Consider the following 25,858-nt stretch of genomic DNA (forward strand, 5'->3'; position numbering starts at 1 on the left):
CGGATGAAATTTTGAAGGAGTGAAACGATATGTCTCAAGGAGAATTAAAACAAAAGGTATTAAACCTGTTAGATGAACAAAAGGTGGGAACACTAGCGACTGTTGAACAGGATAAGCCGCATACCCGCTATATGACTTTTTTCCATGAAGGGCTGACGTTATATACACCAACGAGTAAAGAAACACATAAAGCAGAAGAAATTGAAAAAAACCCGAATGTTCATATTCTCATTGGATATTCAGGCGAAGGATTCGGTGATACGTATGCAGAGATTGCAGGCACCGCAGCATTAACCGACGATCCGGAACTGATTGACCGTCTTTGGTCTGATGAGATGGAGAAATGGTTTAAAGGAAAAGATGACCCAAATCTAGTGATCCTGAAGATTGACCCAGCCTCCATTCGTTATATGAATGAAGGAAGCCGTACACCAGCAGAATTATCACTTTAACACTTGCGCAAGCAGGGGGAATGTGTTATAGTTTGATATTAAGTGTTGAAATAAGCAAATAAATAAAGAAAGTAAACTTTCTTTTTTCTATGACATAATGAGAAGCAATAGAGCTTCTACTTGATAAGAACGAGACGCTGTCAAAGCGAACAAACTTATTCTTTTCCTTCTGCCACCGCCCCCCTATAAGAGCGGAAGAATGGAAAAAAGACGTTTTGATTTACAATTCACACTGGCACGGCTTCGGAGCCGTAAGGACGAATGAGAGGTAGGGCTTTCGTTGTCTTGTTATCCAGAACTTCCATGGCGTTTACTTTCAAACGTAGGTTCACTCGGAACACATATGACACACTGATATGATCGAATCTTAATTCATACACTCCGTAACGGAGATTAAACATTGATTATTTATTTGCATGAAAAGAGTAAGGAACAGGCTGCCATCTATTTGGCAGCCTTTTTCATTGGGTCAAACAATAGGAACCCGAAACCAATAAGCCCAAGAAAAGGGGAGATGAAGATACAAACCAATCGCATAGCGTCCGCCCCAAAAGGGTTTGACACTAACAGCAGGCCGATAAATGCACAAATAATCAGAGTGAATAAAGCGAGCTTCATGATCATTTACTTTGTCCTTTTTTCTGATACCGCCAAATCCGCTCAATAAAAAAGAACATGACCGCAAACAAAATAGAAAACATGAACATATCCAGCAGTGTCACGCCTCTATTTGGATGCACAAGACCAAACCAAATGAATTGAAGAACAAAAGAGATCGCAAAATAAAGAATAGATTGTTTCATCATTTTCCCCTTTTCACTTATTTTTTTGTCCCTTAAGCCACAACAGCCAAATGATGAAGGAAGCAATCACACATGAGAGCAAAGTGACAGGCGGCAAGGTGTGCCAGCTAGTCAGCCCCTTTACAAAACACATATAAAAAAAGAAAATGGAAATGGATACGAGTACCCATTGCTTGAACCAGCGAGGGACACGCAGCCAAGCCGCTAGAATGATTGATGATAGCTTATCCAATGAGATAACTCCTTTTTTGAATCTGATTGGATTTTATCGTAAACAACAAAGTTTGTAAAATATGGATTTCAGAGGCTTTGATGGTATTCTTCTAGCATGAAACATTTTCGCTGTACTGACGTATAAGTTTAAGGAACCTCATGAAAGGAAGCGATCAAGTGAAAAGAATACCAATCATCTTCCTCAGATATATTGTCTTCTTTATTCCAGCCATCATTCTCAGTGTCTTGGTGTGGAACCATTACCAAGATGATTTGTCAGATGGGAAAGTAACAGAGTATGACGTCAAAGGAATGTTTACATTTGATGAAGGAAAACGAGTGGTGAGTGCTGTATCAAAAGACCAGCAGCTCCATTTTGCAATGTATGATCCTCAATCAGGAAAAAGAATTAGTGAATGGACCACAGAAAGTGATACGTTTCATGAAATGCTACCATCCATTCAAGGAAACAATCTCTTACTGACTTTAAAAAATAAAGACGGGCAGCTGTTGATCGAGAAACTAACACCAAGCGGAGAAAAGAAAAAGCTCGTTCAAAATACCCTGCAGATTCCCTCATTTCTAAAAACGAATACATACCAATGGAATGGACGGCTCGTATTTACAGGAGAAATGGATGGTGCCGCTGCAGTCATCGGTGAGCTGAAGGATGGTCAGTTTCATGTGCACAATCTGAACGATCTAAAGCTTCCAGCAAGACCTATTTCTATCGATGTCGTCATGAATTCCTTTAGAGGGCAGACGCCAATTCCTATGTTTGAATTGGCTTTGAAAAATGACCAGAAGGCGTATGTCAGCGGAATCTCAAACGAGAAGCATCAGCTTGGGGTTTATGTCTCCAAAAACGCTGAACCGTTCAGTCTCATTGAAGATAAAGTGGAGCAGCAGCTGGAGAAAACAATCGGGACATCACAAAACTATGCAGTCGCTGTCGAATCTAACTATCCAAAAAGGGCAAGGAAAGTGAATGCAGAGGGAAGGCTTGGGGAAGTCGTTCCAACACCAAAGCCGATTTATCAAACCTTTATTTACCAGCTTAATGAAGAAGAAGTTCTTCTTGCAGGCTCTACAGCAAAGGACGAAGCAAAAGGCAAACTGACAGGTTATATTTATAACCACCGCACGAATAAGGCGGTGTCTGCCAGCAAGCTTTTGCAGTCGTTTTCATATGAATCTTTACAAAGAGAAGGGCTCTCTTTCAATAAAAATGTGAAGAGCGACTGGCTCTATTATTCATTCGAAAATCAATTAACGGGTGCATTTGAGACGAAAAGCAAAGAGCTAAAGGAATTTCCTTTGCAAAAGGTCATCTCAATTGAAAACGCTAGTCCGGCCCACCAAACGTCTGTTGATACCTTTACGCAATATGTTATGAAGGGCGGACCGCTCATTCTTAACTGGGCGATATGGATCTTGATCCCGCTATTATTATTTGTGCTAGCGATCTTCCTGCCGCCGATTTTGAGACTGGTGAGGAGAAACAAGATAAAGGACAGTGTCACATTAGAAGCCAATATTGTGTCTGTTAAAGAAACGGGCACCTACATTAACGAACAGCCAGTTGTCAGCATGCGGCTTCAATTTGAATATGAAGGGCAGCGCATAGAAAAGACGGTTAAAACGGTTGTATCCTACACCCAGATACCACAGCCGGGACAGCGTATTGTCATTCACTATGATCCAAAGAAGAAAAAAGCGATGCTCTTAAAAGAGGGTGACTTCTCGCAGCCAAGCGAGCCAAAGTTTATCAAAGGCGCTGTTTTAAGAAACATAGAATCATATGGAACTGTAGGACGAGGCACCGTCTTATCACTCACATTTGAATTAGATCAGAAAACGTATATCATTCCGATGATTCAAGCCGCCGGTTTTGAATTTAGAACAGGAGAAAAAGCCGATCTTGTCGATATCAACGGCCAGCTCAAAATGGCAGCCTATGGCCATGAAGTGCGGAATCGATCGGGGAAAGATGTGACGTTAACAGGAACGATTCAGCGTGTGAAGCAATATCCAGTGGCCATCCATGAACAAAAGCCTATTCAGCTTGATGTGTCGGTTTCAAACGGCGATGAGTCCATCACAAAAACGGTCAGCCAATTCATCCCTGATCATATGCAGGTCACAGCCGGCACTCAAATCACGATCCAGACAAAAAAAGAAGAGCTGGATAGAGAAATGGGTCTCATGCAAGAGAAACAAGGAAGTGCAAAAGTGACCAATGTTGAATTTGCTGGCGTCATCGGCAATCTGCCGTTAGCAATCATTCAGGTTGAGAGAAATGGCATGATGTATGAAGTGAAACAGCCAATCGATCCAATCACTAGCGTCTTGCCTGGTGATGAATTATGGGTGGCGTATCACGACATGACGCGTCAAGCAGCCATTGTGAAATATGCATCGATATAAAAAAGCGTTCCCCAGCGTGGAAAAAAAGGGCTAAAACGAATGTCGTTTTAGCCCTTTTTGATTAAGCTTTTGTATCATATTGGCGGAGCACCTTATCGTAGGCGAAGTTACCGAAAGGAATGAAAGCCGCAAAAAAACCAGCGATGGACCATTTCAAATGCCAGCGAACTTTAAAAGTCACATATGCCAAAACGAGCATATAGATGACAAACAATGCGCCATGAAGAGAGCCTACAATAGTGACTGCCATCGGAATATCCGCAAAATATTTTAGAGGCATGGCAATTAAAAGAAGGGTTAAAAGAGACATACCCTCAATAAAACCCGCCTGTCGAAGACGGCTAATACTTGTATGCATATACAAATCCTCCTGTATAAAAGCTAGTTTCTCATCTTCTAATATAAACGAAAGATCGTCTGGACATGCTAAAATCTACGAAAAATTCAAAATATGTTCATGGAATGCTTAAAAAATGGGAAAAGCCCTTTATTCTTTGTTTGTTTTAGAGAGTACTTGCTTTAAGTGCATAACATCATGTAATAAGTGCTCTGTCATTGCTTGAACCGCTTCTATGGAGCGGCGCTCTTTTATTTCAGAATAGATGGCTGTATGCTCTCTTTGAATGGTTTCAGCACGAGCCCCGCCGCTAAAATGGAAGATGCGGCAATAGTGAATGAGTGCATTCACGTGATTCAATTGTTTGGATAAGCGGTCATTGTGACTCGCCAACATGATTTTTTGGTGAAAGGCTTCATGTAACTGGACGATCTCTTTAGATGGCAGCTGCTGCTTGATCGCTTCGTCCGCCTGCGTGAGAACCTGCTCAATTTCATCCATTTCTCTTTGCGAGGCTTCCTTACAGGCAAGTTCAACAGCAAGTGTTTCTAAGGCCGCCCGAATTTGATAAAGCTCCTCAACATCTTTTTCTGTTAACGTATAGACGGAATAGCCTGAACGATGATCCGCGATTAAAAGCTCGTCTTTTTCTAACAGCCTCATCGCCTCTCTTACCGGTGATCGGCTTACACCAAATTGCTTGGCAAGCTGCGTTTCATTGATGCGCTCTCCTGGCTGAAACTGGCCATCAAATATCATTTGCTTCAGCTGTTCATAAAATTGCATGTGATACGGTGCTGCTCTTTCCATCTCGAATGAATTCATCCCATCATTTCCTCTTTTATTCATCATCTTTTGTCTCATGTTATCCAAGTTTTTCCCTCTAGGCAAGCCTGCATCGAAAAGTCAATATCGTACAATCCAAGAGAAAAAGGGTGTGCTACACTAATGATCAGTTCAGTGAAAAGAGGGATCGACATGAACACACAAGAGGAACGAACTGTACATTTTGATCAAGACTTGCAAATAGAGGCGTATCGCTTTCATGGCATCATGCAAAAGTTCCCGAATCATTTTCATACATATTATGTGATTGGATTTATTGAAGATGGTCAAAGACGTTTGATCTGTCAAAATCAAGAATACATCATTGAAAAGGGTGATATCCTTCTTTTCAATCCGTATGATAATCACGCATGTGAACAAATTGATCACAGGACACTCGATTATCGCTGCTTAAATATTGAAGCTGAGGTGCTGGAAAAAATCTTTCAGCACAAGCCGCATTTTAAAGCCCCTGTGTTTTCAAAAAGTGAACGAACAAAGCCGTTATATGATCTACATCAAATGATCACAGAAGAAGCGCCTGCTTTGAATAAACAGGAAACCTTCTATTTCTTGATGAAACAATTGATTGAAGCCTATGCTGATACCTCAGGGGAAAAAGTATCAGCCGCACATGCCAACGAACAAAAAGTCCAAGACGTACAGCAATATATCGAAACACACCTCACGGAAAATATCTCGTTAGATGACTTAGGTGAGCTTGTGTCCATGAACAAATATTCATTGCTGCGTGCTTTTACAAAGTTCAGAGGGATTACACCGTACCGTTATTTACAGACAGTCAGAGTGAACTATGCGAAGGAACTTCTCGCCCAAGGAGTGAAGCCTGTAGATGCGGCTGCTGCCGCTGGATTTTCTGATCAAAGTCATTTCAGTCATTTCTTTTCAGAATTTATTGGGCTCACGCCAGGGCAGTATCAGCAAATTTTTGTAAAGCAGATAACAGCTGATGAAAAATAAACAGCTGCTTGGTCATTTAGCGGCCATGTTCACCATTTTTTTATGGGGATCCACCTTTATCTCTACCAAAATATTATTAACGGCTTTTTCTCCAACAGAGATTTTATTTTTCCGTTTTTTTATAGGGTACTTGGCTCTGGTGATCATCTATCCAGTCACCATGAAGGTGCGAAATAAAAAGCATGAAGGGATGTTTGCGCTGGCAGGTTTATGCGGTGTGGTCTTATATTACTTTTTAGAAAATGTCGCACTTACTTATACGTTTGCTTCGAATGCAGGTGTCATCAGCTCCGTTGTCCCATTCTTCTCTTTTCTATTGTCTTATTTTTTATTAAAAGATGAGCCGCTGCACAGCCGGTTTTTCATAGGCTTTTTCATCGCAATGACGGGAATCGTGCTGATCAGCATGAATGGAATGACCACGTTTCAATTGAATCCACTCGGTGATGCGTTAGCTTTAACGGCTACCATCGTCTGGGCATTCTATTCCATTTTATCGAAGATGATCAACCAATATGGCTACCATATCATTCAGGTAACAAGGCGTGTCTTCTTTTACGGACTGCTATGGATGATTCCACTGATCTGGCATTTTAAAATTCGTTTAGACTGGGAACGGTTGACGAATCCATCGTTTGCCTTCCACTTGCTGTTTTTAGGCCTTTTCGCATCTGCGATTTGTTTTCTGACATGGAGCTTTTCTGTGAAAACGCTCGGTGTGGTGAAATCGAGTGTGTATATTTATGGAGTGCCCATTATTACGATGGTCATTTCAATGATCGTTCTTCACGAGAGATTGACCTTCATGTCTGCGCTTGGAACGGTACTGACCTTAGGAGGTTTGCTGCTTTCAGATAAAAAAAGTGCGGGAAGAAAGAAACAGAAGCCCCGTGTGCTGATGCAGGATAAAAAGGCGCTTTGATCAAAAAAGCGTCTTTTGTCCATTGTAAGAACAGACACTCTCTAGTAAACTCGAATTAAATGGTCGACGGTCGACCGATGACGAAGGGGGAAAAATCAATGAAGCATGTTTCAATTGCAGCAATTCCAGGAGACGGGGTTGGAAAGGAAGTTGTGCCTGAAGCCATCCGAGTTTTGAAAGCGATATCAGATGTGCATGGCGGGCTGTCTTTCACCTTTCAGGATTTTCCGTGGAGCTGTGAATATTATTTAGAGCATGGCGAAATGATGCCAAAGGATGGATTGGAACAACTGAAAGCCTTTGACAGCATTTTCTTAGGGGCAGTCGGAGATGCCAATTTAGTGCCGGATCATGTATCGCTTTGGGGATTGCTGATTAAAATTAGACGTGAATTTGAGCAGGTGATTAACGTTAGACCTGCAAAACAGCTGAGCGGTATTCGCTCCCCGCTTGCTCAGCCAAAGGATTTCGATCTTCTTGTTGTAAGAGAAAACGGTGAAGGCGAATATAGTGAAATCGGAGGCCGCATCTATCAAGGGGAAGATCAGCTTGCCATTCAAAATGCTGTTTTCTCCAGAAAAGGGACAGAGAGAGCCATGCGCTTTGCTTTTCAATTAGCAGAAAAAAGACGAAAGCATGTGACAAGTGCAACCAAATCGAATGGAATTGTTCATACAATGCCATTTTGGGATGAAGTGTTTCAAGACGTAGCAAAGGATTATCCAGAGGTGACAGCAGACTCGCAGCACATTGATGCGCTCTCAGCCTTCTTTGTGACAAGACCAGAGAAATTCGATGTGATTGTTGCCAGCAATTTATTTGGCGATATTTTAACTGATCTTGGGGCTGCGATTATGGGAAGTATTGGCGTGGCGCCTGCCGCCAACATCAATGTAAATGGCAAATATCCATCCATGTTTGAGCCTGTACACGGATCAGCCCCAGACATTGCAGGGAAAGGAATTGCCAACCCAATCGGTCAAATTTGGACCGCTAAACTCATGCTTGATCATTTCGGAGAGGAAGAACTAGGTACACACCTGCTCGAAATCATCGAGTCAGTCACAGCAGACGGCTTTTTAACGGCAGACATCGGCGGGGCTTATCAAACACAAGAAATCACAAACGAAATTATCACGCGTTTGAAGAAATAATCCGTCATTAGAACCGCATCTCCACGTCTGCTATAATAAAAGGATGGATAGAAGAAAGAGATGTGAAATCTAGTGTCAAAAACAGTTGTATTAGCAGAGAAACCTTCAGTAGGACGTGACTTAGCGCGTGTACTGAAGTGTCATAAAAAAGGAAATGGTTTTTTAGAAGGAGATCAATACATTGTCACGTGGGCCCTTGGCCATTTGGTCACACTGGCTGATCCAGAAGGCTACGGAAAAGAATTTCAATCCTGGCGTTTAGAGGATTTGCCGATCATTCCAGAGCCGCTCAAGCTTGTCGTCATGAAAAAGACAGGAAAACAATTCCAAGCAGTAAAAGCACAGCTTGCAAGAAAAGATGTAAAAGACATTGTCATCGCAACAGATGCTGGACGTGAAGGGGAGCTTGTCGCAAGATGGATTCTTGAAAAAGCGCATGTGAAAAAGCCGCTAAAACGACTATGGATCTCATCTGTTACGGACAAAGCCATTCAAGAAGGCTTCAAACGACTAAAAGACGGCAGAGAATATGATAATCTGTACCGCTCAGCGGTTGCACGTGCTGAGGCAGACTGGATTGTAGGGATCAACGCAACAAGAGCGCTGACGACCAAGTTCAATGCGCAGCTTTCCTGCGGACGGGTACAAACACCAACGATTGCCATGATCGCCAAACGAGAAGAAGACATTCAGCAATTCCAGCCGAAGCCGTTTTATGGAATGACTGCACAAGTAGATGGACTTACCTTGACGTGGCAGGATGCCAAAACAAAGCAAAACCGCACATTCCAAGAGAATGTCATAAAAGAGCGCTTGGCAGGCTGCAAAGGAAAACCAGCAGTGATCGATGCATTGAAAAAAACAGCGAAAAAAGCTTTTGCTCCAGGGCTGTACGACCTCACTGAATTGCAGCGTGATGCGCATAAACGCTACGGCTTCTCAGCGAAAGAAACATTATCTACGCTTCAACGGTTGTATGAGCAGCATAAGCTTGTAACATATCCGCGTACAGATTCACGATTTATTTCAGCGGATATCGTTCCTACATTAAAAGATCGATTAAAAGGAATGAATGTCAGACCGTACGCTCAGCATGTGAACCGCATTTTACAATCAGGCGTGAAAGCACACAAAGGCTTTGTCAACGATGCAAAAGTGTCAGATCACCATGCGATCATTCCAACCGAGGAAGAACTGTATCCTGGTGCATTAAGTGATAAAGAGCGTAAATTATATGATCTGATTGCCAAACGATTCCTTGCTGTACTCATGAATCCTTTTGAATACGAGGAAACAACGGTGATCGCCAAAATAGGCAGTGAAACATTCACAGCAAAAGGAAAAACTGTGCAATCAGCCGGCTGGAAAGCTGTGTACGATGAATCCTATGAAGACGAGGAATCAGCCGAAGCAGATCAGCATCTGCCGGTACTTTCCGAAGGGCAATCACTTGAAGTACGCCAGCTGAAAGAAACAAAAGGAGAAACGAAACCTCCTGCTCGTTTTAATGAAGCAACCCTGCTATCTGCTATGGAGAACCCAGCTGCATTTATGCAGAATCAGGAAAAGGATTTAGTGAAAACCCTTGGTGAAACAGGCGGACTAGGGACAGTGGCCACAAGAGCCGATATCATTGAAAAACTGTTTAACAGTTTCTTAATCGAGAAAAAGGGCAAAGACATTTTCATCACATCGAAAGGGAAGCAGCTGCTCTCCTTAGTGCCTGAAGACTTAAAGTCTCCTGCGTTAACAGCGGAATGGGAACAAAAGCTTTCTAAAATCGCAAAAGGACAGCTGAAGGCTTCTCAATTCATGAGTGAAATGAAGTCCTATGCAAAACAAGCCGTATCTGAAATCAAACAAACGAACCAAACCTTTAAGCATGACAATGTCACTGGCACCCATTGTCCGGACTGCGGAAAACTGATGCTGAAAGTAAACGGAAAACATGGCACAATGCTCGTGTGCCAAGACCGAGAATGCGGCCACCGTAAAAATGTGGCGAAGAAAACAAACGCACGCTGCCCGAACTGTCATAAAAAGCTCGAGCTGCGCGGAGAAGGCGATGGCAAAATCTTTGCTTGTGTGTGCGGCCATAGAGAAAAACTGTCTGTTTTCGAAAAACGCAAATCACAATCCGATCAAAAGAAAGCCAGTAAGCACGATGTGTCTAAATATATGAAGAAACAAAAGAAAGTGGAAGAACCAATCAATAACGCACTGGCTGAGCAATTAAAGAAATTAAAATTAGATCAATAGTATTATAAAAACCCATGCGGAAACGCATGGGTTTTCCAATGTAATCAAGCATATCGACATATTGTTTTTCTGAAAATGGGAATGTCTATGCGAAAAGACTCGTAATTTGGTATAAAATATTTATTTAAATTTAAACAGAAACAATCTATAATAAATCGTTGGAATGCTAAGAGAACGGGAGTTGAAAGGGGACACGAATGGATACACCCATACATCGCATAGGTATTGTTTTACTCATTGTCATTCTACTAGGTGGATGTACCTGGAAGCAGCAGACGGAATCAGCTTATCCAGTATCACCACAGCCAGTATTGCCTGGAGAATATTTTATTACTCATCACCTCATGACAGATCAAGGCTTGATCCGCACTTCATTTGCAGAGCAACACATCTACTTATCCGAATCGCTGGGGCTTTGGATGGATTATCTTGTTCGAAAAAAAGACCAAAATTCGTTTGACCAACAATTGGGTGTCCTGCAAGATGAATTTTTACTAGAAGATCATCTTCTCAGCTGGCAAACCGAATCTGATCAAAAAAGTAAAGCCAATGCCTTGGTTGATGATTTACGGGTAGTGGCGGCACTTCAAAAGGCAGATCGTTTATGGAAGAATGCAGCATATCAAACAACAGCAAAAGAAATCGCACAAGCGTTAAAAGACAAAAATATGTATAGAGGCATCTTGTCCGATTATTATGATGCATCAACAAATCGAACTTCACACACAATCACACTCTCATATTTAGACCCAAAAGCAATCAAAGAATTGGAATCCCTCAAAATATTCACGAAACAAATGACGAGTAACCAATTGGCCATTCTAAAACAAGCACCGAGAAAAAAAGGATTCTTTCCTAAATCCTATGACATAAAGAAAAAAGCCTATTCATTTGATCGAGAAATCAATATGATTGATCAACTCTATACGGCTCTACATGCCGATCGTGCAAAGGTGAATACGTCCGCGATCATGAAATGGCTTAAAACGACTTTTACAAAAGAAGGAAAATTGTACGGTAGATATAAACTGAGCACATTGCAGCCAGCAGTGACGTATGAATCGCCTTCTGTATATGCGCTGGTCATCTTGTATGCTCTTAAACAAAACGAACCGGAATTCGCAAAAGAGGTGTATGACCGCATGAAAGAATTACAAATTCAAGATCCTCTCAAGGATTATTATGGAGGGTACATGAACGAAAAAGACACACACTCATTTGACAATTTATTGCCTCTCATTGCAGAAAGGGAGCTTTTTAATGAATCGGTTATTCAGTAATACGTATCGTTTATATTATTCTCTGCTCCTCACGTTTGCAGGTCTTATTTTGTTTATGGGCTACCTTGGCGTACATGATGCAGAGAGCTTTTTGATGATCACACTGACTTTTGTCGTGTTAGGATGCGGGATTTTATTTGGCATCTTACCAGCATTAATTTTTACCTTGCTGATGTTGTTCTTTATAGGAAGTGCTATGTTCTTTACAGAGCTTGGCCACACAAACCCCTTCTTTACCAATCAAACATTGCAGGATGTGGTGATTTGGGGCGCAGCCCTCCTCTTTTTCGCGATTTCAGCAGGAAGCTTGCATGAGCGGATTAAGACGATGCGGCAAACCATTGAACAACAAAAGCAGGCGATGAAACAATTTGTGGCGATTGACTCGACCACTGGATTTGACAATGCAGAACGGATGAGGCTGGAATTGTCTGAGGAAATGAAACGGGCAGAACGCTACAAACAGCCATTCGTTTTTATCCTTCTTCACATTCATTATGCAGCAGAATTCAAATCGTTATATGGAGAAAAAGAAATGCAGCACCTATTTCAGCAATTAAGTAACAAGATTCGCGAAAGTGTCAGAGAAACCGATAAGAAATTTCGATTATCTGAAGAACGAATAGGCCTGCTGCTTACTCACACACCAGAAGAAAATGTCTCTGTCGTCCTTGAGAAGCTAAAGGATAAATTGAAAAAGCATGTGCTGTTAAACGGCCGTGAAGTCACCTTGACATTTCATGTCTGTCATTTAACAAGCAGTTCGGAGTATCGCACGCCAGAACAATTTTTAGAAGAACTAGAAAAAGAGATGATGATGAATGAACTTTAATTCTTTGATGAAATGCTGTTTGATGAATGCTCTCTTTTTGATTCTTTCGTTTCAATACATGGCTTCAGCCGACGCTCTTGCCAAGCCAGATACCCTGATCGTTTATTCAACAGAATCAGGAGAAACGACTCCAGCAGTGCATATGCTGGATCTACTCGCCGGACATTTTTCCAAACAGCCGACGATTGTATCTGATGAACATTTGGCTGAAAAGAAGATCAGCGAATTTCAGCAAGTCATCTATCTAGGGGAAATAAAGAGAACCTTACCAAAACAGACCATTCGTGTAATGAACAAAGCACAGAAGATCATAGCCATTGGATACAATGCGGAACAGCTGCGCCCATTTTCCGCTCTTACTTTTCACAAACAAGATCACACGAGTCAAATCAAATATACAGATGATAAAGCATACCGTCAGCTAGAGAAAAGGATCAGTGCGTTAACGGTTCAAGGGGCAGACTTGCAAAGGGAATTTCTTTTGAAAAAACATAAAGCTGATCTTCCATTTGTGATTCAAACAAAGGAAGGTGCCGCCTATATTGGAATCCTAAATGTCGTGCAGCACAGCGAGCTTCTTGCAGAAGTGCTAGAAAAACGCCTTCCTTCTTCTAATCAGCTGACCACAAAATACTTAAGGCTTGGGAACATCAGTCCTGTCACTGACGAAAAGAAGCTGCTTGAGCTTGGACAATACGTATCCACTCAGCATATTCCGTTTCTATTAGCGGTAACCCCTGTTTGGGTGGATCGAACAACAGGCGATGAAGTGACACTGAGTGACCGCCCGAAGCTTGTAAAAGTGTTAAAACAATTGCAAAGCGATGGAGCCAGCATCATTCTCCATGGATTTAGCCGTACGTATCGCACGGAGGATTCTGGTCAGGACTTTGAGTTCTGGGATGCAAAGAATGATCAGTCCATTACGTCAAATGACCCTAAAAAAGCTGAGAAGAAGCAAAGTGAAAGCCATTTTTCGAATGAAAAAGACTTCCATGCTTATACGAAATCGAATCAGCAGCAAGAAACCATCTATACAGAAGAAAAACTGACAAAAGGCATTGAGTTTCTTGCGCAGCAAGGTCTCTATCCACTGGCATTCGAGGTGCCGCATGATGCCATATCTCAACAAGGCTACGAAGTGATATCAAGGCATGTGTCCAGTCTGTTTGGACAGGTGCAGCTGTCGGATCATACTTGGAAAACAGCCGGTGCTCCGCCGCTCGTGACGAAACCCGACATGCTTCATGGCATGACTTTATATCCTCAGCAATCAGTAGAGCCAGCGTCTGACGAAGAAGGTTCAAATATTTTAACAGAACAAAAGATTCAATCCATCCAGCATCTTCAATCAGCCGCAATCGGGCTGTCCTATGATGTGGAATCCGGAATAACTGGATTGCAGAATCTGATGACGCAGATGGATGCAATTCCTTCTAGTGAATGGCTGGATTTAAAGAAAACAAAACAGACAGTCCAAACACCACATGTACAGATCAAAACATCAGGGGATGGACATATTCATGTAGAACAATCCAATAGAGCGGAAACCACAACAGTTAAACGAAGCGGCATGGAAAATATGCTGCGAATTCTCACCGTCGTGGTGATGCTGTTTATTGCGGCATTTGCTTTTTACACATTGTATTTAAGACTGACAATGAAAAAACGTATTTTTAAGGAGAGAAAATTAGGTGGCTGATGTCTTATTTTATCTTTCATTAATACTGATTTGGATCATGCTCCTATACCACATGTTTCTCATGCAGGGCGGCTTTCAGCACTACCTGACCTACGAAAAAGTGCTGCCTGAATGGACGAAACAAGGGAAAGAACTGCCGACCGTCAGCATTCTGATTCCTGCTCATAATGAAGAAGTTGTCATTCGGCAAACGCTAAAAGCAATGGTCCAGCTATCCTATCCTAAACATCTCCTTGAAATCATTGTGATTAATGACAATTCCTCCGATGGCACAGGGGACATCGTGCAGTCATTCAGTGAGCAATATGATCATGTCCATATGATTGAAACGAAACCGCCATTTGCAGGAAAGGGAAAATCAACTGCACTGAATGAAGGCTTAAAGGCTTCAACAGGAGAAGTCATCTGCGTATACGATGCAGATAACATGCCTGAACAAAAGGCCGTCTATCATTTGGTTCTTGGTTTATTGAATGACCCAAAGGCAGGCGCTGTTGTCGGGAAATTCAGGGTCATCAATGCAGCCAAAAATCTGCTGACCAAATTTATTAATATTGAGACCATCTGCTTTCAATGGATGGCGCAAGGCGGAAGATGGAAGTGGTTTGGCATTGCGACAATACCGGGCACCAACTTCGCCATCCGCCGGCACATTTTAGAAGAGCTTGGCGGCTGGGATGTTCATGCGTTGGCTGAAGACACCGAATTAACGATCCGTGTCTATAACCTTGGCTATGTCATTCGATTTTTCCCAGCTGCGATTACATGGGAACAAGAGCCTGAGACATGGAAGGTCTGGTGGCGGCAAAGAACGCGCTGGGCTCGAGGCAATCAATATGTTGTCCTCAAATTTTTAAAGCAGTTTATGAAGCTGAAACGAAAACGAATGATTTTTGATTTGTTTTATTTCTTCTTTACGTATTTCTTATTTTTCTTCGGTGTCCTGCTCTCAAATGGCATCTTTATCGTGAACCTATTTGTTGACCTTCACTTATCTGTAGGGGCTGTTGCACTGATCCTGTGGGGATTGGCCTTCTTCCTCTTTCTAACAGAAGTGATGATTACACTAAGTATTGAGAAAACAGAGCTCACCAAACAAAATATACTCATTGTGGCGCTCATGTACTTCACTTATTCTCAAGTATGGATTGCGCTAGTCGTGTACTCCTTATGTGTAGAGGCAAAGAGCCGTTTATTCAAACAAGAAGTGAAATGGTACAAAACTGAGCGTTACGATCAACAACAAAAGAAAAGCGGGTGACAAATTGAAATCGGTAAAATGGATGATTTTTATATTGATGATATCCCTTGCCATTCAGCTTTTTTTCATGGCGGGTCAAGCAATGGCGCAATCAAATCGAGTACAAGTGAAAGATGACTGGATTCGCTCATCTAAAGGAAGTCAAACGGAAACGCAAGCATTATCAGAAGATGTAGTAACCTTGTATGGACAAGAAGACCGCACTGAATTTTCCTATCAAATAGAGAGAGGAAAAGTTGAGTCTAGCACCCTTACATTAAATATAGAGGCTTCACCATTACTTATTTCGCCATCTTCGTTCACAGTCATGATTGATGGAGAGATTGAAAAGACCATTCCCGTATCAGGGAAAAATCAAAAGAAATCAATTCAAATCAAATTGAACAAAGCGCAATTGAAAAAAGGTTCTCATCAAATTCAGCTCACATTTTATGGCGTGTTAAAAGAAGGTGTGTGTATCAACCAAGAGACACCTGCCAATTGGCTGAAAGTATATCCTGAAAGTGAGCTGGATTTCAAAGGAACTCAAACGAAAGACGTGACGTTAGACAGCTTCCCTTCATTTTTCATTCAAACAGGTGATCAGAAAGAACAAACAGATATTGTGATTCCAAATTCACCGGAAGCAGCTGAATTAGAAGCGGCTATGAAAGTATACCGGACGTTGAAAAACAAAGACCGCCAAGCAGACCTCAAACTCGTCCAAGAAAAGGACCTCAAACAAATCGCTCATCCAACCATTGCTGTGGGAGCAAAAGGAAACTGGGATGGACGAGTGAAATCGATCGAGCAAGCTGCAAAGATGAAAACAGCAAGCGATCAGCTCACGTTAGCGGTGAGAACCTTGACAGGAAAGAAAAAAGAACAGCCCATTTTATTTGTCACTGCTAAGCAGCCAAAAACAATTGCTGAAAAAATCAATGTCCTGACTCAACCAGAACTGACAGGTCAGCTCACTGGGACAGATTTACTCCTTCAAAAGGTTACTGTTAAAACATCAAAACCATCTCATCAAATTCGTTTAAAAGATTTTGGTGGTGATGATGTCACGGTTGGAACCAAAAAGACGGCATCTGATCATTACTATTATCCAAAGGCATTGATCGCTCATCAAAAATCAGGAGCTAAACTAAATCTATCATTTAAAAAATCTGATACAGCGAACAAAGCGGAACGCTTAACAGTCATGATCAATAACGAACCGCACGACGTACCGTTAACAAAACTAGGAAACAAAGATGAGAATGGATTCTATCATGTGTCAATTCCAGTAGATTCACAAGTACTCCAAAAGAACGAATATATTGATTTGCAATTTGTTACTACAGGCTTTAAAAACATGGAAGCCTGCAGACATACGGATGAAGAAGGCTGGATTTACATTGATAAGAACAGCTCTCTTCAAATACCAGAAGGTACGACTAGTGATACACCGGATTTAGCCGCATGGCCGCTTCCTTTCACCTCAAAAACGCAGCAAGGAAAAACATTGATCATCATGCCAGATCAAATCAAGCAAGAAACGATCAATCAAATGGCGATGCTGACAGAATCATTTAGTCAGCCGGAAGCTGCCCAATATCATTTGATCAAAGCTTCAAATGTGACAAATGATCAATTGAAAGATCACTCTCTCATTTTCATCGGGGGCATTCAAACGTTCTCTTTTTTAAAAGAAAAGGCAGACGATCTCATCGTTCCAGTGAAAAAGGATCAGTATGATGTATCCTCCTTTGGCATGATCAATGAAACGACTGCTCGTATTGTATGGACGCAGCCATCTGTATGGAATAAAGAACAGACAATGACCGTCTTTTCCGGAATGAATGCAGCTGACGCTGATCTTTCACATGAAGTGATTCATTTCCTGCAAACAAATACGGAAACGGCAACAGTTGCAATCGAGAGCAAAAACAAAGACATGTTCTCTAATCATCAAACGGTCAGCAGCACAACAAATGATCTCCCAAAAGATGAAAAGCAAGGCATCAATGATTCTTGGATTTACTTTGCATGTATCGCTGCACTGATTATTTTTGTGGTCGTGATGATTATTTATTTCGTGCGAAAAAACCGCAAAAAGACTGATTGATAAACGATCAAAAGACCTTGAAAAAATGTCTTTACTTTGGTGTTAAACGGGAGTATGATCTCTTTTATAAAAGACCAATCGCTGAATCATTTCGATGAGCGGGGGAACCATTGGTGGTGCAGGACACCACGTGGGGTGAATCCTTTTTAGGTAGGGCAAAGTCTCATGCGCCCGAATCCGTCAGCTAACCTCGTAAGCGTTAAAGAGAGCAAAGACCAACCTGTGATCTAAACAATAGACGCAGGGGCATTCTATTGCCTCTGTGTCTTTTTGGCGATCCATCTTTTGTAACTTAAATCGTTTGACACTAAAGGAGCGGGCATCACATGTACAGTTTGATGAAGCGTATTTTAATTGGGAAACCATTAAAATCACAGGCAGCAGGAGAACAAAAACTATCAAAAATCAAAGCGTTGGCATTATTGTCATCAGACGCATTGTCATCCGTTGCATACGGTACAGAACAAATCTTGATAGTTCTTTCAGTCGTTAGTGCAGCAGCATTTTGGTACTCACTCCCGATTGCAGGTTGTGTATTAATTCTTTTAATGGCGTTAATTCTATCTTACCGCCAGATTATTTATGCTTATCCAGAAGGCGGCGGAGCCTATGTCGTCTCTAGCAGAAACTTAGGTGAAAAACCAGGACTGGTCGCAGGCGGATCATTGCTTGTAGATTATATTTTGACTGTAGCAGTGAGCATATCAGCGGGTACCGATGCCGTCACATCGGCTTTTCCGGCACTATATCCATATCATGTGCTGATTTCAATTGTATTGGTCATCTTGATCATGGTGCTTAACCTTCGTGGTTTGACAGAATCAGCATCTATTTTGGCTTATCCCGTGTACTTGTTTGTCATATCACTCCTAATATTAATTGGAGTCGGCGGTTTTAAATTATTAACAGGAGGCGTTCCTCCAGCGCCTGAGCATACAGCGATAGGCACGCATGTACCTGGCATTACATTGTTTCTTTTATTAAAAGCATTTTCGTCTGGCTGTTCTGCACTGACTGGGGTAGAAGCCATTTCAAATACCATTCCATCCTTTAAAAAACCAGCTGCACAAAATGCAGCGAGAACATTATTGATGATGGGTGGATTACTAGCCGTATTATTTGTTGGCGTGACATTGCTTGCGTTTGGTTTTGGCATCTCACCAAAGCCAGAAGAAACGGTTGTATCACAAATTGCATCAGATACATTTGGACGTACATTTTTCTATTATGTCATTCAAGCTGTCACAGCTTTAATCTTGATATTAGCGGCAAACACAGGTTTTTCCGCCTTTCCTTTATTGGCGGTCAACTTAGCAAAGGATAAATATATGCCGCGCATGTTTACAGTAAGAGGGGATCGACTTGGTTATTCTAATGGCATTATCTTTTTAGGTGTAGCTTCCATGCTGCTCATTTGGTTGTTTGATGGGAAAACGGAACACCTCATCCCGCTATATGCTGTCGGTGTATTTATTCCATTTACCTTGTCGCAGACCGGTATGTGTGTGAAGTGGATTCGTGAAAAACCGCAGGGCTGGAAAACGAAAATGCCTATCAATATAGTCGGAGCACTGATTTCTTTCACCGTTCTCATGATTCTCATTTTGACCAAGTTCCATCTTGTATGGCCAGTATTTGTTTTCATGCCTATTGTGCTATTGATCTTTCATTCCATTAAAAAGCATTATCTGTCTGTTGGAGAACAACTGCGTTTAATGAATGAAACAGAGCCTGTTGAGATTAAAGGAAATGTGGTCATCGTGCCAATTGCCGGTGTAACACGTGTCGTCGAGCAATCTGTTCAATATGCAAAATCCTTATCAGATCAAGTCATAGCAGTTCATGTATCCTTTGATAAAGAAAAAGATAAGAAAATTGAAGCGGATTGGGAAAAACTGAACAGCGGTGTGCGGCTTGTGATATTGCATTCGTCTTATCGAAGTCTTATTCATCCGCTTGATAAATTTCTTGAAACGGTTGAGGCAAAAGCAAATGCGCATCAATATAAAGTGATGGTGCTCGTGCCTCAATTTATCCCGAAAAAAAGATGGCATACGATCTTGCATAACCAATCTGCCTTTTTATTAAGGTTCCGTCTATTATGGAAACGGGATATTGTGGTCGCCACCCTTCCATATCATTTTAAAAAGTAGCAGCAAGTTGAAACGTTTGATCAAAAGGGTGCGGTGGTATGGAGTAAGAAAAAAGGAGTTTTCTCACATGCCGCAAAGAACCGCAGGAAAAGAAGTAACAGCGCTACTGGAAGAGTGGGGCGTAAAACATATTTATGGAATGCCCGGCGACAGCATAAACGAATTGATTGAAGAGCTTAGGCATGAATCAAGCCAAATACAATTTATACAAACGAGACATGAAGAAGTGGCGGCACTCTCAGCGGCGGCTGATGCCAAACTAACAGGTAAGCTCGGTGTCTGCTTATCCATCGCTGGACCGGGTGCTGTCCACTTATTAAATGGACTATACGATGCAAAAGCAGATGGCGCACCCGTTTTAGCAATTGCAGGGCAGGTTGCGTCGAATGAAGTAGGAAGAGACACATTCCAAGAAATCAAATTAGAGCGGATGTTTGACGACGTCGCTGTCTTTAATCAGCAGGTACAAACAGCAGAAGCTCTGCCTGATTTATTGAATCAAGCCATTAAAGCAGCTTATACCCATAAAGGGGTGGCTGTTCTCACCGTATCAGATGACTTATTTTCTCAAAAAATTAAGCGTAAGCCAGTTTATACATCTCCTCTTTATGTTGAGGGAGAGGTACGGCCAAAGAAAGATCAACTGCTAAAGGCAGCACAGCTAATTAACAATGCGAAGAAGCCGGTCATCTTAGCAGGTAAAGGATTACGAAATGCAAAAGAAGAGCTTCTTTCATTTGCAGAAAAGGCTGCTGCACCTATCGTCATCACACTTCCTGCAAAAGGGGTTGTGCCAGACAGGCATCCATACTTTTTAGGAAACCTAGGTCAAATTGGAACGAAGCCAGCTTATGAAGCAATGGAAGAGTGTGACCTCTTAATTATGCTTGGAACTTCTTTTCCATATAGAGACTACTTACCAGAGGACACACCTGCCATTCAACTGGATATTAAACCAGATCAAATCGGTAAAAGATATCCAGTAGACGTAGGAATCGTGAGTGACAGCAAGAGTGGTTTGCAGGAACTGACCTCCTACATTGAATATAAAGAGCAGCGTGGTTTCCTTGAAGCTTGTACAGAGCATATGATGAAATGGCGGGAAGAAATGGATAAGGAAAAATCCGTTGCCACATCACCGCTTAAACCGCAGCAAGTCATTGCTAGACTAGAAGAAGCAGTTGAAGACGACGCCATTCTTTCTGTTGATGTAGGGAATGTGACCGTATGGATGGCACGCCATTTTGAAATGAAACAGCAGGATTTCATCATCTCCAGCTGGCTTGCCACAATGGGCTGTGGTTTGCCTGGAGCGATCTCTGCTAAGTTAAATGAACCGAATCGTCAAGCGGTTGCTGTCTGCGGCGATGGTGGCTTCACAATGGTCATGCAAGACTTTGTGACAGCGGTAAAATATAAACTGCCGATCGTTGTTGTGATCTTAAACAACAACAACCTTGGAATGATCGAATATGAACAACAGGTAAAAGGAAACATCAATTATGGTATAGAGCTGGAAGATATTGATTTTGCTAAGTTCGCAGAAGCATGCGGCGGCAAAGGAATCTCCGTGTCATCACATGAAGAACTAGCTCCAGCTTTTAGTGCAGCCCTTCAATCAGATAAACCCGTCATTATTGATGTTGCTGTCACCAATGAACCGCCGTTACCTGGGAAAATTACGTACACACAAGCAGCTGGTTTTAGTAAATACTTACTGAAAAAATTCTTCGAAAAAGGCGAGCTGGATATCCCTCCACTCAAGAAAAGTTTAAAACGCTTTTTCTAAACAAAATGTAGTCGGTCCTCTCAAAAGAGGACTGACTTTTTTTAATGAAAGGAAAAAACATTTCAATTATCACTTGTTTTATTTCCTCTAAAAATATATGGAAATTATTTTTGTAACTTAAAGCCTATTTTTCCAATTCGCTGAGAAAGGTAAAATAGACTTTATGATCAATAATGGGGGGAGTGACTTCTTCTGGGCAAGATACTTGATGCAAAAGCACTAACAAGTGCCATGGACACAAGGGCAAAACACTATCAAGAACTCCGCGAACAAATGGTAGATTTAAAAAAGGCATTACAAGGTGTTGCCAACCTCGGTGATGATTTCACTGGGAAAGGAGCCGATAATATTAAAAGTTTCTATAAAGAGCTCGCTGGAAATGTAGACATGTTTATCAGCTTCATTGATAAGCAAAAAGCCTTTCATGAAGGTGTTTCTGGGACACTGGATGATACGAGCTTTGGCGGCGATACCTTTATAGAGGAACACTTTTTAGACAACGCAGTACATATGGGCATCAAAAACGCCAAAAGCATTGTAAAGGATCAAAAAAAGGCACTCAAAACGATTTTTCAAGACATTGATGACCTCATTTCCCTAGAGGTATTTGATAGCCAAACCTTTGATGAAAAAATAGAAGATGCGGAAGATGAACGAAAAAAGACGGTCAAAGAACTGAGAGAGCTTGATCAAAATTTAAAAGATGAATATGCTTTGTCAGAGACGGAACAGCAAGCTGCAATGGCATTGTACGCTGAAATGATGAATGCGACAAATGACGGAAAAGCGATTTCGCCTATGAATTTTGACAAGAAAGCGTATCAAAATAGCGACATCTACAAGGCAAAGAGCGATATTGAGAAGCAAACTTCTGAATATCTGAAAATCAAAAAAGAACAAGAAGAAGCCCGCAAGATCGCAAAGGAACAAGAAGCCCTCGCCAACCGCCCTTGGTATGAAAAAGCCCTCGATTATGGTGGAAACATCGTGAATGAACTGACTGGCGTGAACGATGCAAAACGTGCCGCAACAGGCGTTGATCCAATCACAGGCGAGGAACTCACCGCAGGCCAGCGAGTCGCGGCAGGCGGCATGGCAGCCGCAGGCTACATCCCAATCGTCGGCTGGGCAGGCCGCATTTTCAAAGGCGGAAAGGCCGTCTATAAAACAACTCAAGCCACATCAGCCGCAGTCAGGGCAGTCGATATCTACAAGACATCGCAAAAATCCTTTGACGCCCTGAAAACATCGCAAAAAGGCTTATATGGTCTCACCGCCACCAACGGTTTCAGCGAAGCGATCACAGGCCGAGACATGTTTGGAAACAAGATCTCAAAAGAACAGCAGGAAGCAAGTATGAACGCGGCTCTGGGGATGCTTTTGCCGTTTGGGGCGAAAGGGTTTCATGGTAAGATGGGAGTTAAGAGTGCTGTTAAAAATGGAGATAATGGTACAGTGTGGAGAAATATAAAAATTACTCAACCACATTATGAAGGTACAAAAATCCCAAAATCATTTGAATTAGCAACATCAGATGGGAAGTTTTGGGTGCATCCGAATGGAACGAAACATATGGTTGAGTATATAACAAGAGATGCAACTACACATGGTATGCCGATAAATAGCCAAACTTTATTGTCGAGTTTCCAAAGCTCTGTTAACAATGCTGCTAAGCAAGGAATTAAATACGAAGAAATTATGAAGATAGGAAATTGGGAATTAATATTTAGTAAACCCCGCGGAGACGGATTACTACCTGTAATAAAGCATGCTGTGTATATGCCTTAGAAGGAGACATGATGATGTTAAAAGTAACAGAATACAAAGACAGTCAGTCTATAAATATTGAATATGATCTTTATACACCGATTAATATAGAATTTGGTAGTTGGAATATATCAAAAGAGCCAACGATATATTGGAGAACTGGAGATTTTAAGAAATCTTTAATTGAAATAGGTATAGGGAAATATACAGGCAGCCTTCGTTCAATTACACTAACATTAAGTGAAAATGTACACAAAATGGAAAATTTTAAATTGGATAACAAAAATATAAATGTGATTAAAGGAGTACCAAATTTTCAAGTAGAAGAACATAATGATAAGACCTATATAGATGAGAAAGGTAAATTAGACGTATATATAGGGTTAGATAAGGTTTTAATTTTATTTTCAGAAAATGATACAGTGTCTGTTTTACAAAACGATACAGTAGGATTTGCTTTGGACAAAGATGAGGTAGTATGTGGCATTATCATAAGTGGTGTGTTAGAACATGAAAAGAAAACATTAGAAGATGCATTGAATTAGAGAATTATGAAATACAAAAAACCTTGATGGCTAAAAACCTTTCGAGGTTTTTGTGTTTCAGGGGAAAAGTGGGTTTAAAACCTTATGCTATTGATTCTGGTGATACAGTAAATAGCATTAGTTAAGATCAATGACAGAACATTTTTCGAAGTGAATCCTTTTTGAAACAGACGCAAATTTAGAATGCGAAAAGAAAGTGTTAGGAATGATTTCTTGAGCAGTGGGTAAGGAGATTTCATTTTAGTTAACCTAGATTTTCATTTTGCTGAAAGTTAGAAAACTGAAAGGGTTTTTATATGTTAAATGATATATTGTCAAAGAAGATAGTTCTAGAAAGTGGTACTGAGTTTGAAAAATCTCTAGAGTATGGGGGACCCTACGAACTAGCAATTGTGGAATATACTTCAGGAGGGGAAGAACAACTCTTTACTGGACTAGCGTATGATATGTACGAAAACGGACATCTTGAAAGTTATTTCTATGTAGAGAAAGGTATTAAACAGGGGAAGTATGTGGAATTTTATCCAAATGGCTTTGTGAAAAAAATAGGGTATATGAGGAAGAACGCTGTGGATGGATATCAAGTCGAGTTTTTTGAGAATGGAAATAAAAAATATGAATGTGAGTGTATTGCTGGTCGAGAGATGACTTATATAAAATATGATAAAGAAGGTAATGTGAAAGAACTTAAGGCAGAACCTAGTGAATCAGATCTCATTTATGCTGAAAAGTTCAATGGTTGATCAATGTTCAAATGAATTTTTAGTTAAAGAAGTTTAAAATGAGAAGAAAAGAGATAAAAACATTTCAAATCGTAAAGGAGCTAAAACCATGCTATGGATTTTCACACAAAACCAGCAAAGTTTCGTTCATGTCCACGAAGTCACTGTAGCCGGCAAAAAGATTGAAGGGATGATCGCAGGAAGCGATACTTGGGTGAAGACGCTCGGTAAGTATGACTCAAACGATCGTGCAGCAGAGGTCCTTCAAGACATTGTGAAAACGATTGAAGCCAATCAAGATGCGACTGTGACTTACAGAATGCCAAATCAATAAAAAGAAACCACCTTTCCATTGCGAAAAGGTGGTTTTTGTTTATGATGGTGTTTTTGTAAAGGCTAAAAATAAAGGAATGCCTGTGCCGACAAGGGTTGTGGCAAATAGGAACATACCGCAAATGAATAGAAAATGGCTGGCTGAAAAGACAAGTGCCAGAATGAGAAAAACGATGCTGAGTCCTGCCATGCTATATGATGGGACAAAGCGGCGTTTGTAGGTGGCTTTCTTTGTTAAGAATGAGAAGAAAATGCCAAATAATAAAGGGACAATCCATAAGTAAAATAAAATAATAAGAGACATACTTCATACCTCGATTTTTCCTTCTATTTTATCAGATGCTGATCGCAACCGATACTACAAAGCTTCACTTTGTAAAATAATTCATGCAATCGACACAATTACGTGGGCTGATTCATAGAATGCGTTTTTTCTTTCATATATTCAGGCTGTAAAAGGGCGTATACACAATGATCCGTAAAGCGGTCGCCCAGCCATTCACATTGTCTCAAAATGCCTTCAAGCGAAAAGGATAAACGCTCTGCGATGCGTCTGCTCTTCAGGTTATCGACAGCAGCCCTGATTTCAATGCGGTGCAGTCCACAATCTTCAAATAAATAATGAATGACTGCTTTGCACGCTCTTGTCATGATGCCTTTTCCTTGATAGCCTTCTCCGAGCCAATAGCCAATTGAAACAGTCCTGTCGATCCAATGAATTTGGTGGGTGCCGATGATCCCGACAAGCTCTCCATGTGACCAGATGCCCGCTTGAAAACCGTTGTTCTGCAAGGCTTGCTGCATTGCACCTTGAATGAACGCCATGCTGTCTTCCTCTGTTTTCGTTGAATCCACCCAAAGCATCCATTCACGTAAATGCTCTCTTGACCGCTGGATGAGCAAATATAGACTTCTTGCGTCTCTTGGCTCAAGCAGCCGCATAGCTATCTCTTGATCCTGATAAAAAAACATGTGCCCACATCCTCTCAGGGGAATTTTACCATAACCA

At 41.3% G+C, this 25,858-nt stretch carries 23 protein-coding genes and 1 riboswitch; of the genes, 17 read left to right on the plus strand and 6 right to left on the minus strand.

Going from position 1 to position 25,858, the window contains the following annotated elements; translation table 11 throughout:
* Positions 1–29: 29 nt before the first annotated feature.
* Entirely contained in the window at positions 30–452 is a 423-nt protein-coding gene (locus NSS65_RS02305; protein WP_046313929.1) for a pyridoxamine 5'-phosphate oxidase family protein, read from the plus strand.
* A 620-nt stretch (positions 453–1,072) separates the two neighbouring features.
* On the opposite strand, the gene NSS65_RS02310 is transcribed toward NSS65_RS02305, so the two are convergent.
* Together NSS65_RS02310 and NSS65_RS02315 are read right to left on the minus strand one after the other, a co-directional pair.
* Complete coding sequence (locus tag NSS65_RS02310; RefSeq protein ID WP_041116717.1) at positions 1,073–1,255, minus strand: hypothetical protein; 183 nt, start codon at positions 1,253–1,255, stop codon at positions 1,073–1,075.
* Between the two features lie 13 nt (positions 1,256–1,268).
* The gene (locus NSS65_RS02315) at positions 1,269–1,487 is read right to left on the minus strand and encodes a hypothetical protein (RefSeq protein WP_081123999.1); all 219 of its coding nucleotides are present in this window, start codon (positions 1,485–1,487) and stop codon (positions 1,269–1,271) included.
* A gap of 158 nt (positions 1,488–1,645) precedes the next feature.
* Between NSS65_RS02315 and NSS65_RS02320 the strand changes: the two genes are divergently transcribed.
* Positions 1,646–3,895 (plus strand): hypothetical protein, encoded by a 2,250-nt coding sequence (locus NSS65_RS02320; protein WP_342467351.1) that lies wholly within the window; start codon positions 1,646–1,648, stop codon positions 3,893–3,895.
* 61 nt (positions 3,896–3,956) lie between these two features.
* On the opposite strand, the gene NSS65_RS02325 is transcribed toward NSS65_RS02320, so the two are convergent.
* Positions 3,957–4,253, minus strand: coding sequence for a DUF3817 domain-containing protein (locus tag NSS65_RS02325; RefSeq protein WP_034664017.1), 297 nt, complete (start codon positions 4,251–4,253; stop codon positions 3,957–3,959).
* A gap of 129 nt (positions 4,254–4,382) precedes the next feature.
* Positions 4,383–5,057 carry a GntR family transcriptional regulator gene (locus tag NSS65_RS02330; RefSeq protein ID WP_342467352.1) on the minus strand — a complete coding sequence of 225 codons (675 nt, stop codon included), beginning with the start codon at positions 5,055–5,057 and terminating at the stop codon, positions 4,383–4,385.
* A 153-nt stretch (positions 5,058–5,210) separates the two neighbouring features.
* On the opposite strand from NSS65_RS02330, the gene NSS65_RS02335 reads away from it, so the two are divergent.
* The 15 genes from NSS65_RS02335 (at position 5,211) to NSS65_RS02405 (ending at position 24,850) form a co-directional block, all read left to right on the plus strand.
* The gene (locus NSS65_RS02335; protein WP_326133465.1) at positions 5,211–6,038 is read left to right on the plus strand and encodes an AraC family transcriptional regulator; all 828 of its coding nucleotides are present in this window, start codon (positions 5,211–5,213) and stop codon (positions 6,036–6,038) included.
* Positions 6,028–6,960 (plus strand): DMT family transporter, encoded by a 933-nt coding sequence (locus NSS65_RS02340; protein WP_111927516.1) that lies wholly within the window; start codon positions 6,028–6,030, stop codon positions 6,958–6,960. The genes NSS65_RS02335 and NSS65_RS02340 overlap by 11 nt, the downstream gene beginning before the upstream one ends.
* A 98-nt stretch (positions 6,961–7,058) precedes the next feature.
* Positions 7,059–8,114: a tartrate dehydrogenase gene (locus NSS65_RS02345; RefSeq protein WP_024427347.1), complete on the plus strand. Its 1,056-nt coding sequence runs from the start codon at positions 7,059–7,061 to the stop codon at positions 8,112–8,114.
* A gap of 72 nt (positions 8,115–8,186) precedes the next feature.
* Positions 8,187–10,373, plus strand: coding sequence for a DNA topoisomerase III (locus NSS65_RS02350; RefSeq protein WP_342467353.1), 2,187 nt, complete (start codon positions 8,187–8,189; stop codon positions 10,371–10,373).
* A gap of 197 nt (positions 10,374–10,570) precedes the next feature.
* Positions 10,571–11,653, plus strand: a complete 1,083-nt coding sequence (locus NSS65_RS02355; RefSeq protein ID WP_342467354.1) for a glycosyl hydrolase family 8 — start codon at positions 10,571–10,573, stop codon at positions 11,651–11,653.
* Entirely contained in the window at positions 11,634–12,485 is an 852-nt protein-coding gene (locus NSS65_RS02360; protein WP_111927511.1) for a diguanylate cyclase, read from the plus strand. The genes NSS65_RS02355 and NSS65_RS02360 overlap by 20 nt, the downstream gene beginning before the upstream one ends.
* Positions 12,475–14,187 (plus strand): DUF2334 domain-containing protein, encoded by a 1,713-nt coding sequence (locus NSS65_RS02365; RefSeq protein ID WP_342467355.1) that lies wholly within the window; start codon positions 12,475–12,477, stop codon positions 14,185–14,187. Before NSS65_RS02360 ends, NSS65_RS02365 begins: the two co-directional genes overlap by 11 nt.
* Positions 14,180–15,448 (plus strand): glycosyltransferase, encoded by a 1,269-nt coding sequence (locus NSS65_RS02370; RefSeq protein WP_024427352.1) that lies wholly within the window; start codon positions 14,180–14,182, stop codon positions 15,446–15,448. The genes NSS65_RS02365 and NSS65_RS02370 overlap by 8 nt, the downstream gene beginning before the upstream one ends.
* A 4-nt stretch (positions 15,449–15,452) precedes the next feature.
* Positions 15,453–17,540 (plus strand): cellulose biosynthesis cyclic di-GMP-binding regulatory protein BcsB, encoded by a 2,088-nt coding sequence (locus NSS65_RS02375; RefSeq protein ID WP_342467356.1) that lies wholly within the window; start codon positions 15,453–15,455, stop codon positions 17,538–17,540.
* A 69-nt stretch (positions 17,541–17,609) separates the two neighbouring features.
* A riboswitch (cyclic di-AMP (ydaO/yuaA leader) is annotated at positions 17,610–17,754 on the plus strand.
* Positions 17,755–17,866: 112 nt separating this feature from the next.
* The gene (locus NSS65_RS02380; protein ID WP_034283853.1) at positions 17,867–19,693 is read left to right on the plus strand and encodes an APC family permease; all 1,827 of its coding nucleotides are present in this window, start codon (positions 17,867–17,869) and stop codon (positions 19,691–19,693) included.
* Positions 19,694–19,760: 67 nt separating this feature from the next.
* Positions 19,761–21,482: a pyruvate oxidase gene (locus NSS65_RS02385; RefSeq protein WP_034283856.1), complete on the plus strand. Its 1,722-nt coding sequence runs from the start codon at positions 19,761–19,763 to the stop codon at positions 21,480–21,482.
* A gap of 192 nt (positions 21,483–21,674) precedes the next feature.
* On the plus strand, positions 21,675–23,270 hold the full coding sequence (locus NSS65_RS02390; RefSeq protein ID WP_264316110.1) for a T7SS effector LXG polymorphic toxin: 1,596 nt from the start codon (positions 21,675–21,677) through the stop codon (positions 23,268–23,270).
* 14 nt (positions 23,271–23,284) lie between these two features.
* Positions 23,285–23,794, plus strand: coding sequence for a hypothetical protein (locus tag NSS65_RS02395; RefSeq protein WP_144496850.1), 510 nt, complete (start codon positions 23,285–23,287; stop codon positions 23,792–23,794).
* A 296-nt stretch (positions 23,795–24,090) separates the two neighbouring features.
* The gene (locus NSS65_RS02400) at positions 24,091–24,537 is read left to right on the plus strand and encodes a hypothetical protein (RefSeq protein WP_144496849.1); all 447 of its coding nucleotides are present in this window, start codon (positions 24,091–24,093) and stop codon (positions 24,535–24,537) included.
* 88 nt (positions 24,538–24,625) lie between these two features.
* On the plus strand, positions 24,626–24,850 hold the full coding sequence (locus tag NSS65_RS02405) for a hypothetical protein (RefSeq protein WP_034283982.1): 225 nt from the start codon (positions 24,626–24,628) through the stop codon (positions 24,848–24,850).
* A gap of 39 nt (positions 24,851–24,889) precedes the next feature.
* Here the strand turns inward: NSS65_RS02405 and NSS65_RS02410 are convergent, their stop codons facing one another.
* Positions 24,890–25,153, minus strand: coding sequence for a hypothetical protein (locus NSS65_RS02410; protein WP_008346966.1), 264 nt, complete (start codon positions 25,151–25,153; stop codon positions 24,890–24,892).
* A gap of 98 nt (positions 25,154–25,251) precedes the next feature.
* Complete coding sequence (locus tag NSS65_RS02415) at positions 25,252–25,821, minus strand: GNAT family protein (protein WP_034283978.1); 570 nt, start codon at positions 25,819–25,821, stop codon at positions 25,252–25,254.
* Positions 25,822–25,858 lie beyond the last annotated feature (37 nt).

The sequence above is a fragment of the Bacillus sp. FSL K6-1006 genome (assembly GCF_038593175.1).
Classification (GTDB): Bacteria; Bacillota; Bacilli; order Bacillales; family Bacillaceae; genus Bacillus; species Bacillus safensis.

Excerpts from the sequence above, each read along its gene's own strand:
- NSS65_RS02305 (WP_046313929.1), top strand. The coding sequence starts at position 30 with ATGTCTCAAGGAGAATTAAAACAAAAGGTATTAAACCTGTTAGATGAA.
- NSS65_RS02310 (WP_041116717.1), bottom strand. The coding sequence starts at position 1,255 with ATGAAACAATCTATTCTTTATTTTGCGATCTCTTTTGTTCTTCAATTC.
- NSS65_RS02325 (WP_034664017.1), bottom strand. The coding sequence starts at position 4,253 with ATGCATACAAGTATTAGCCGTCTTCGACAGGCGGGTTTTATTGAGGGT.
- NSS65_RS02330 (WP_342467352.1), bottom strand. The coding sequence starts at position 5,057 with ATGAATTCATTCGAGATGGAAAGAGCAGCACCGTATCACATGCAATTT.
- NSS65_RS02335 (WP_326133465.1), top strand. The coding sequence starts at position 5,211 with ATGAACACACAAGAGGAACGAACTGTACATTTTGATCAAGACTTGCAA.
- NSS65_RS02340 (WP_111927516.1), top strand. The coding sequence starts at position 6,028 with ATGAAAAATAAACAGCTGCTTGGTCATTTAGCGGCCATGTTCACCATT.
- NSS65_RS02345 (WP_024427347.1), top strand. The coding sequence starts at position 7,059 with ATGAAGCATGTTTCAATTGCAGCAATTCCAGGAGACGGGGTTGGAAAG.
- NSS65_RS02355 (WP_342467354.1), top strand. The coding sequence starts at position 10,571 with ATGGATACACCCATACATCGCATAGGTATTGTTTTACTCATTGTCATT.
- NSS65_RS02360 (WP_111927511.1), top strand. The coding sequence starts at position 11,634 with ATGAATCGGTTATTCAGTAATACGTATCGTTTATATTATTCTCTGCTC.
- NSS65_RS02365 (WP_342467355.1), top strand. The coding sequence starts at position 12,475 with ATGAACTTTAATTCTTTGATGAAATGCTGTTTGATGAATGCTCTCTTT.
- NSS65_RS02380 (WP_034283853.1), top strand. The coding sequence starts at position 17,867 with ATGTACAGTTTGATGAAGCGTATTTTAATTGGGAAACCATTAAAATCA.
- NSS65_RS02385 (WP_034283856.1), top strand. The coding sequence starts at position 19,761 with ATGCCGCAAAGAACCGCAGGAAAAGAAGTAACAGCGCTACTGGAAGAG.
- NSS65_RS02395 (WP_144496850.1), top strand. The coding sequence starts at position 23,285 with ATGTTAAAAGTAACAGAATACAAAGACAGTCAGTCTATAAATATTGAA.
- NSS65_RS02400 (WP_144496849.1), top strand. The coding sequence starts at position 24,091 with ATGTTAAATGATATATTGTCAAAGAAGATAGTTCTAGAAAGTGGTACT.
- NSS65_RS02405 (WP_034283982.1), top strand. The coding sequence starts at position 24,626 with ATGCTATGGATTTTCACACAAAACCAGCAAAGTTTCGTTCATGTCCAC.
- NSS65_RS02410 (WP_008346966.1), bottom strand. The coding sequence starts at position 25,153 with ATGTCTCTTATTATTTTATTTTACTTATGGATTGTCCCTTTATTATTT.
- NSS65_RS02415 (WP_034283978.1), bottom strand. The coding sequence starts at position 25,821 with ATGTTTTTTTATCAGGATCAAGAGATAGCTATGCGGCTGCTTGAGCCA.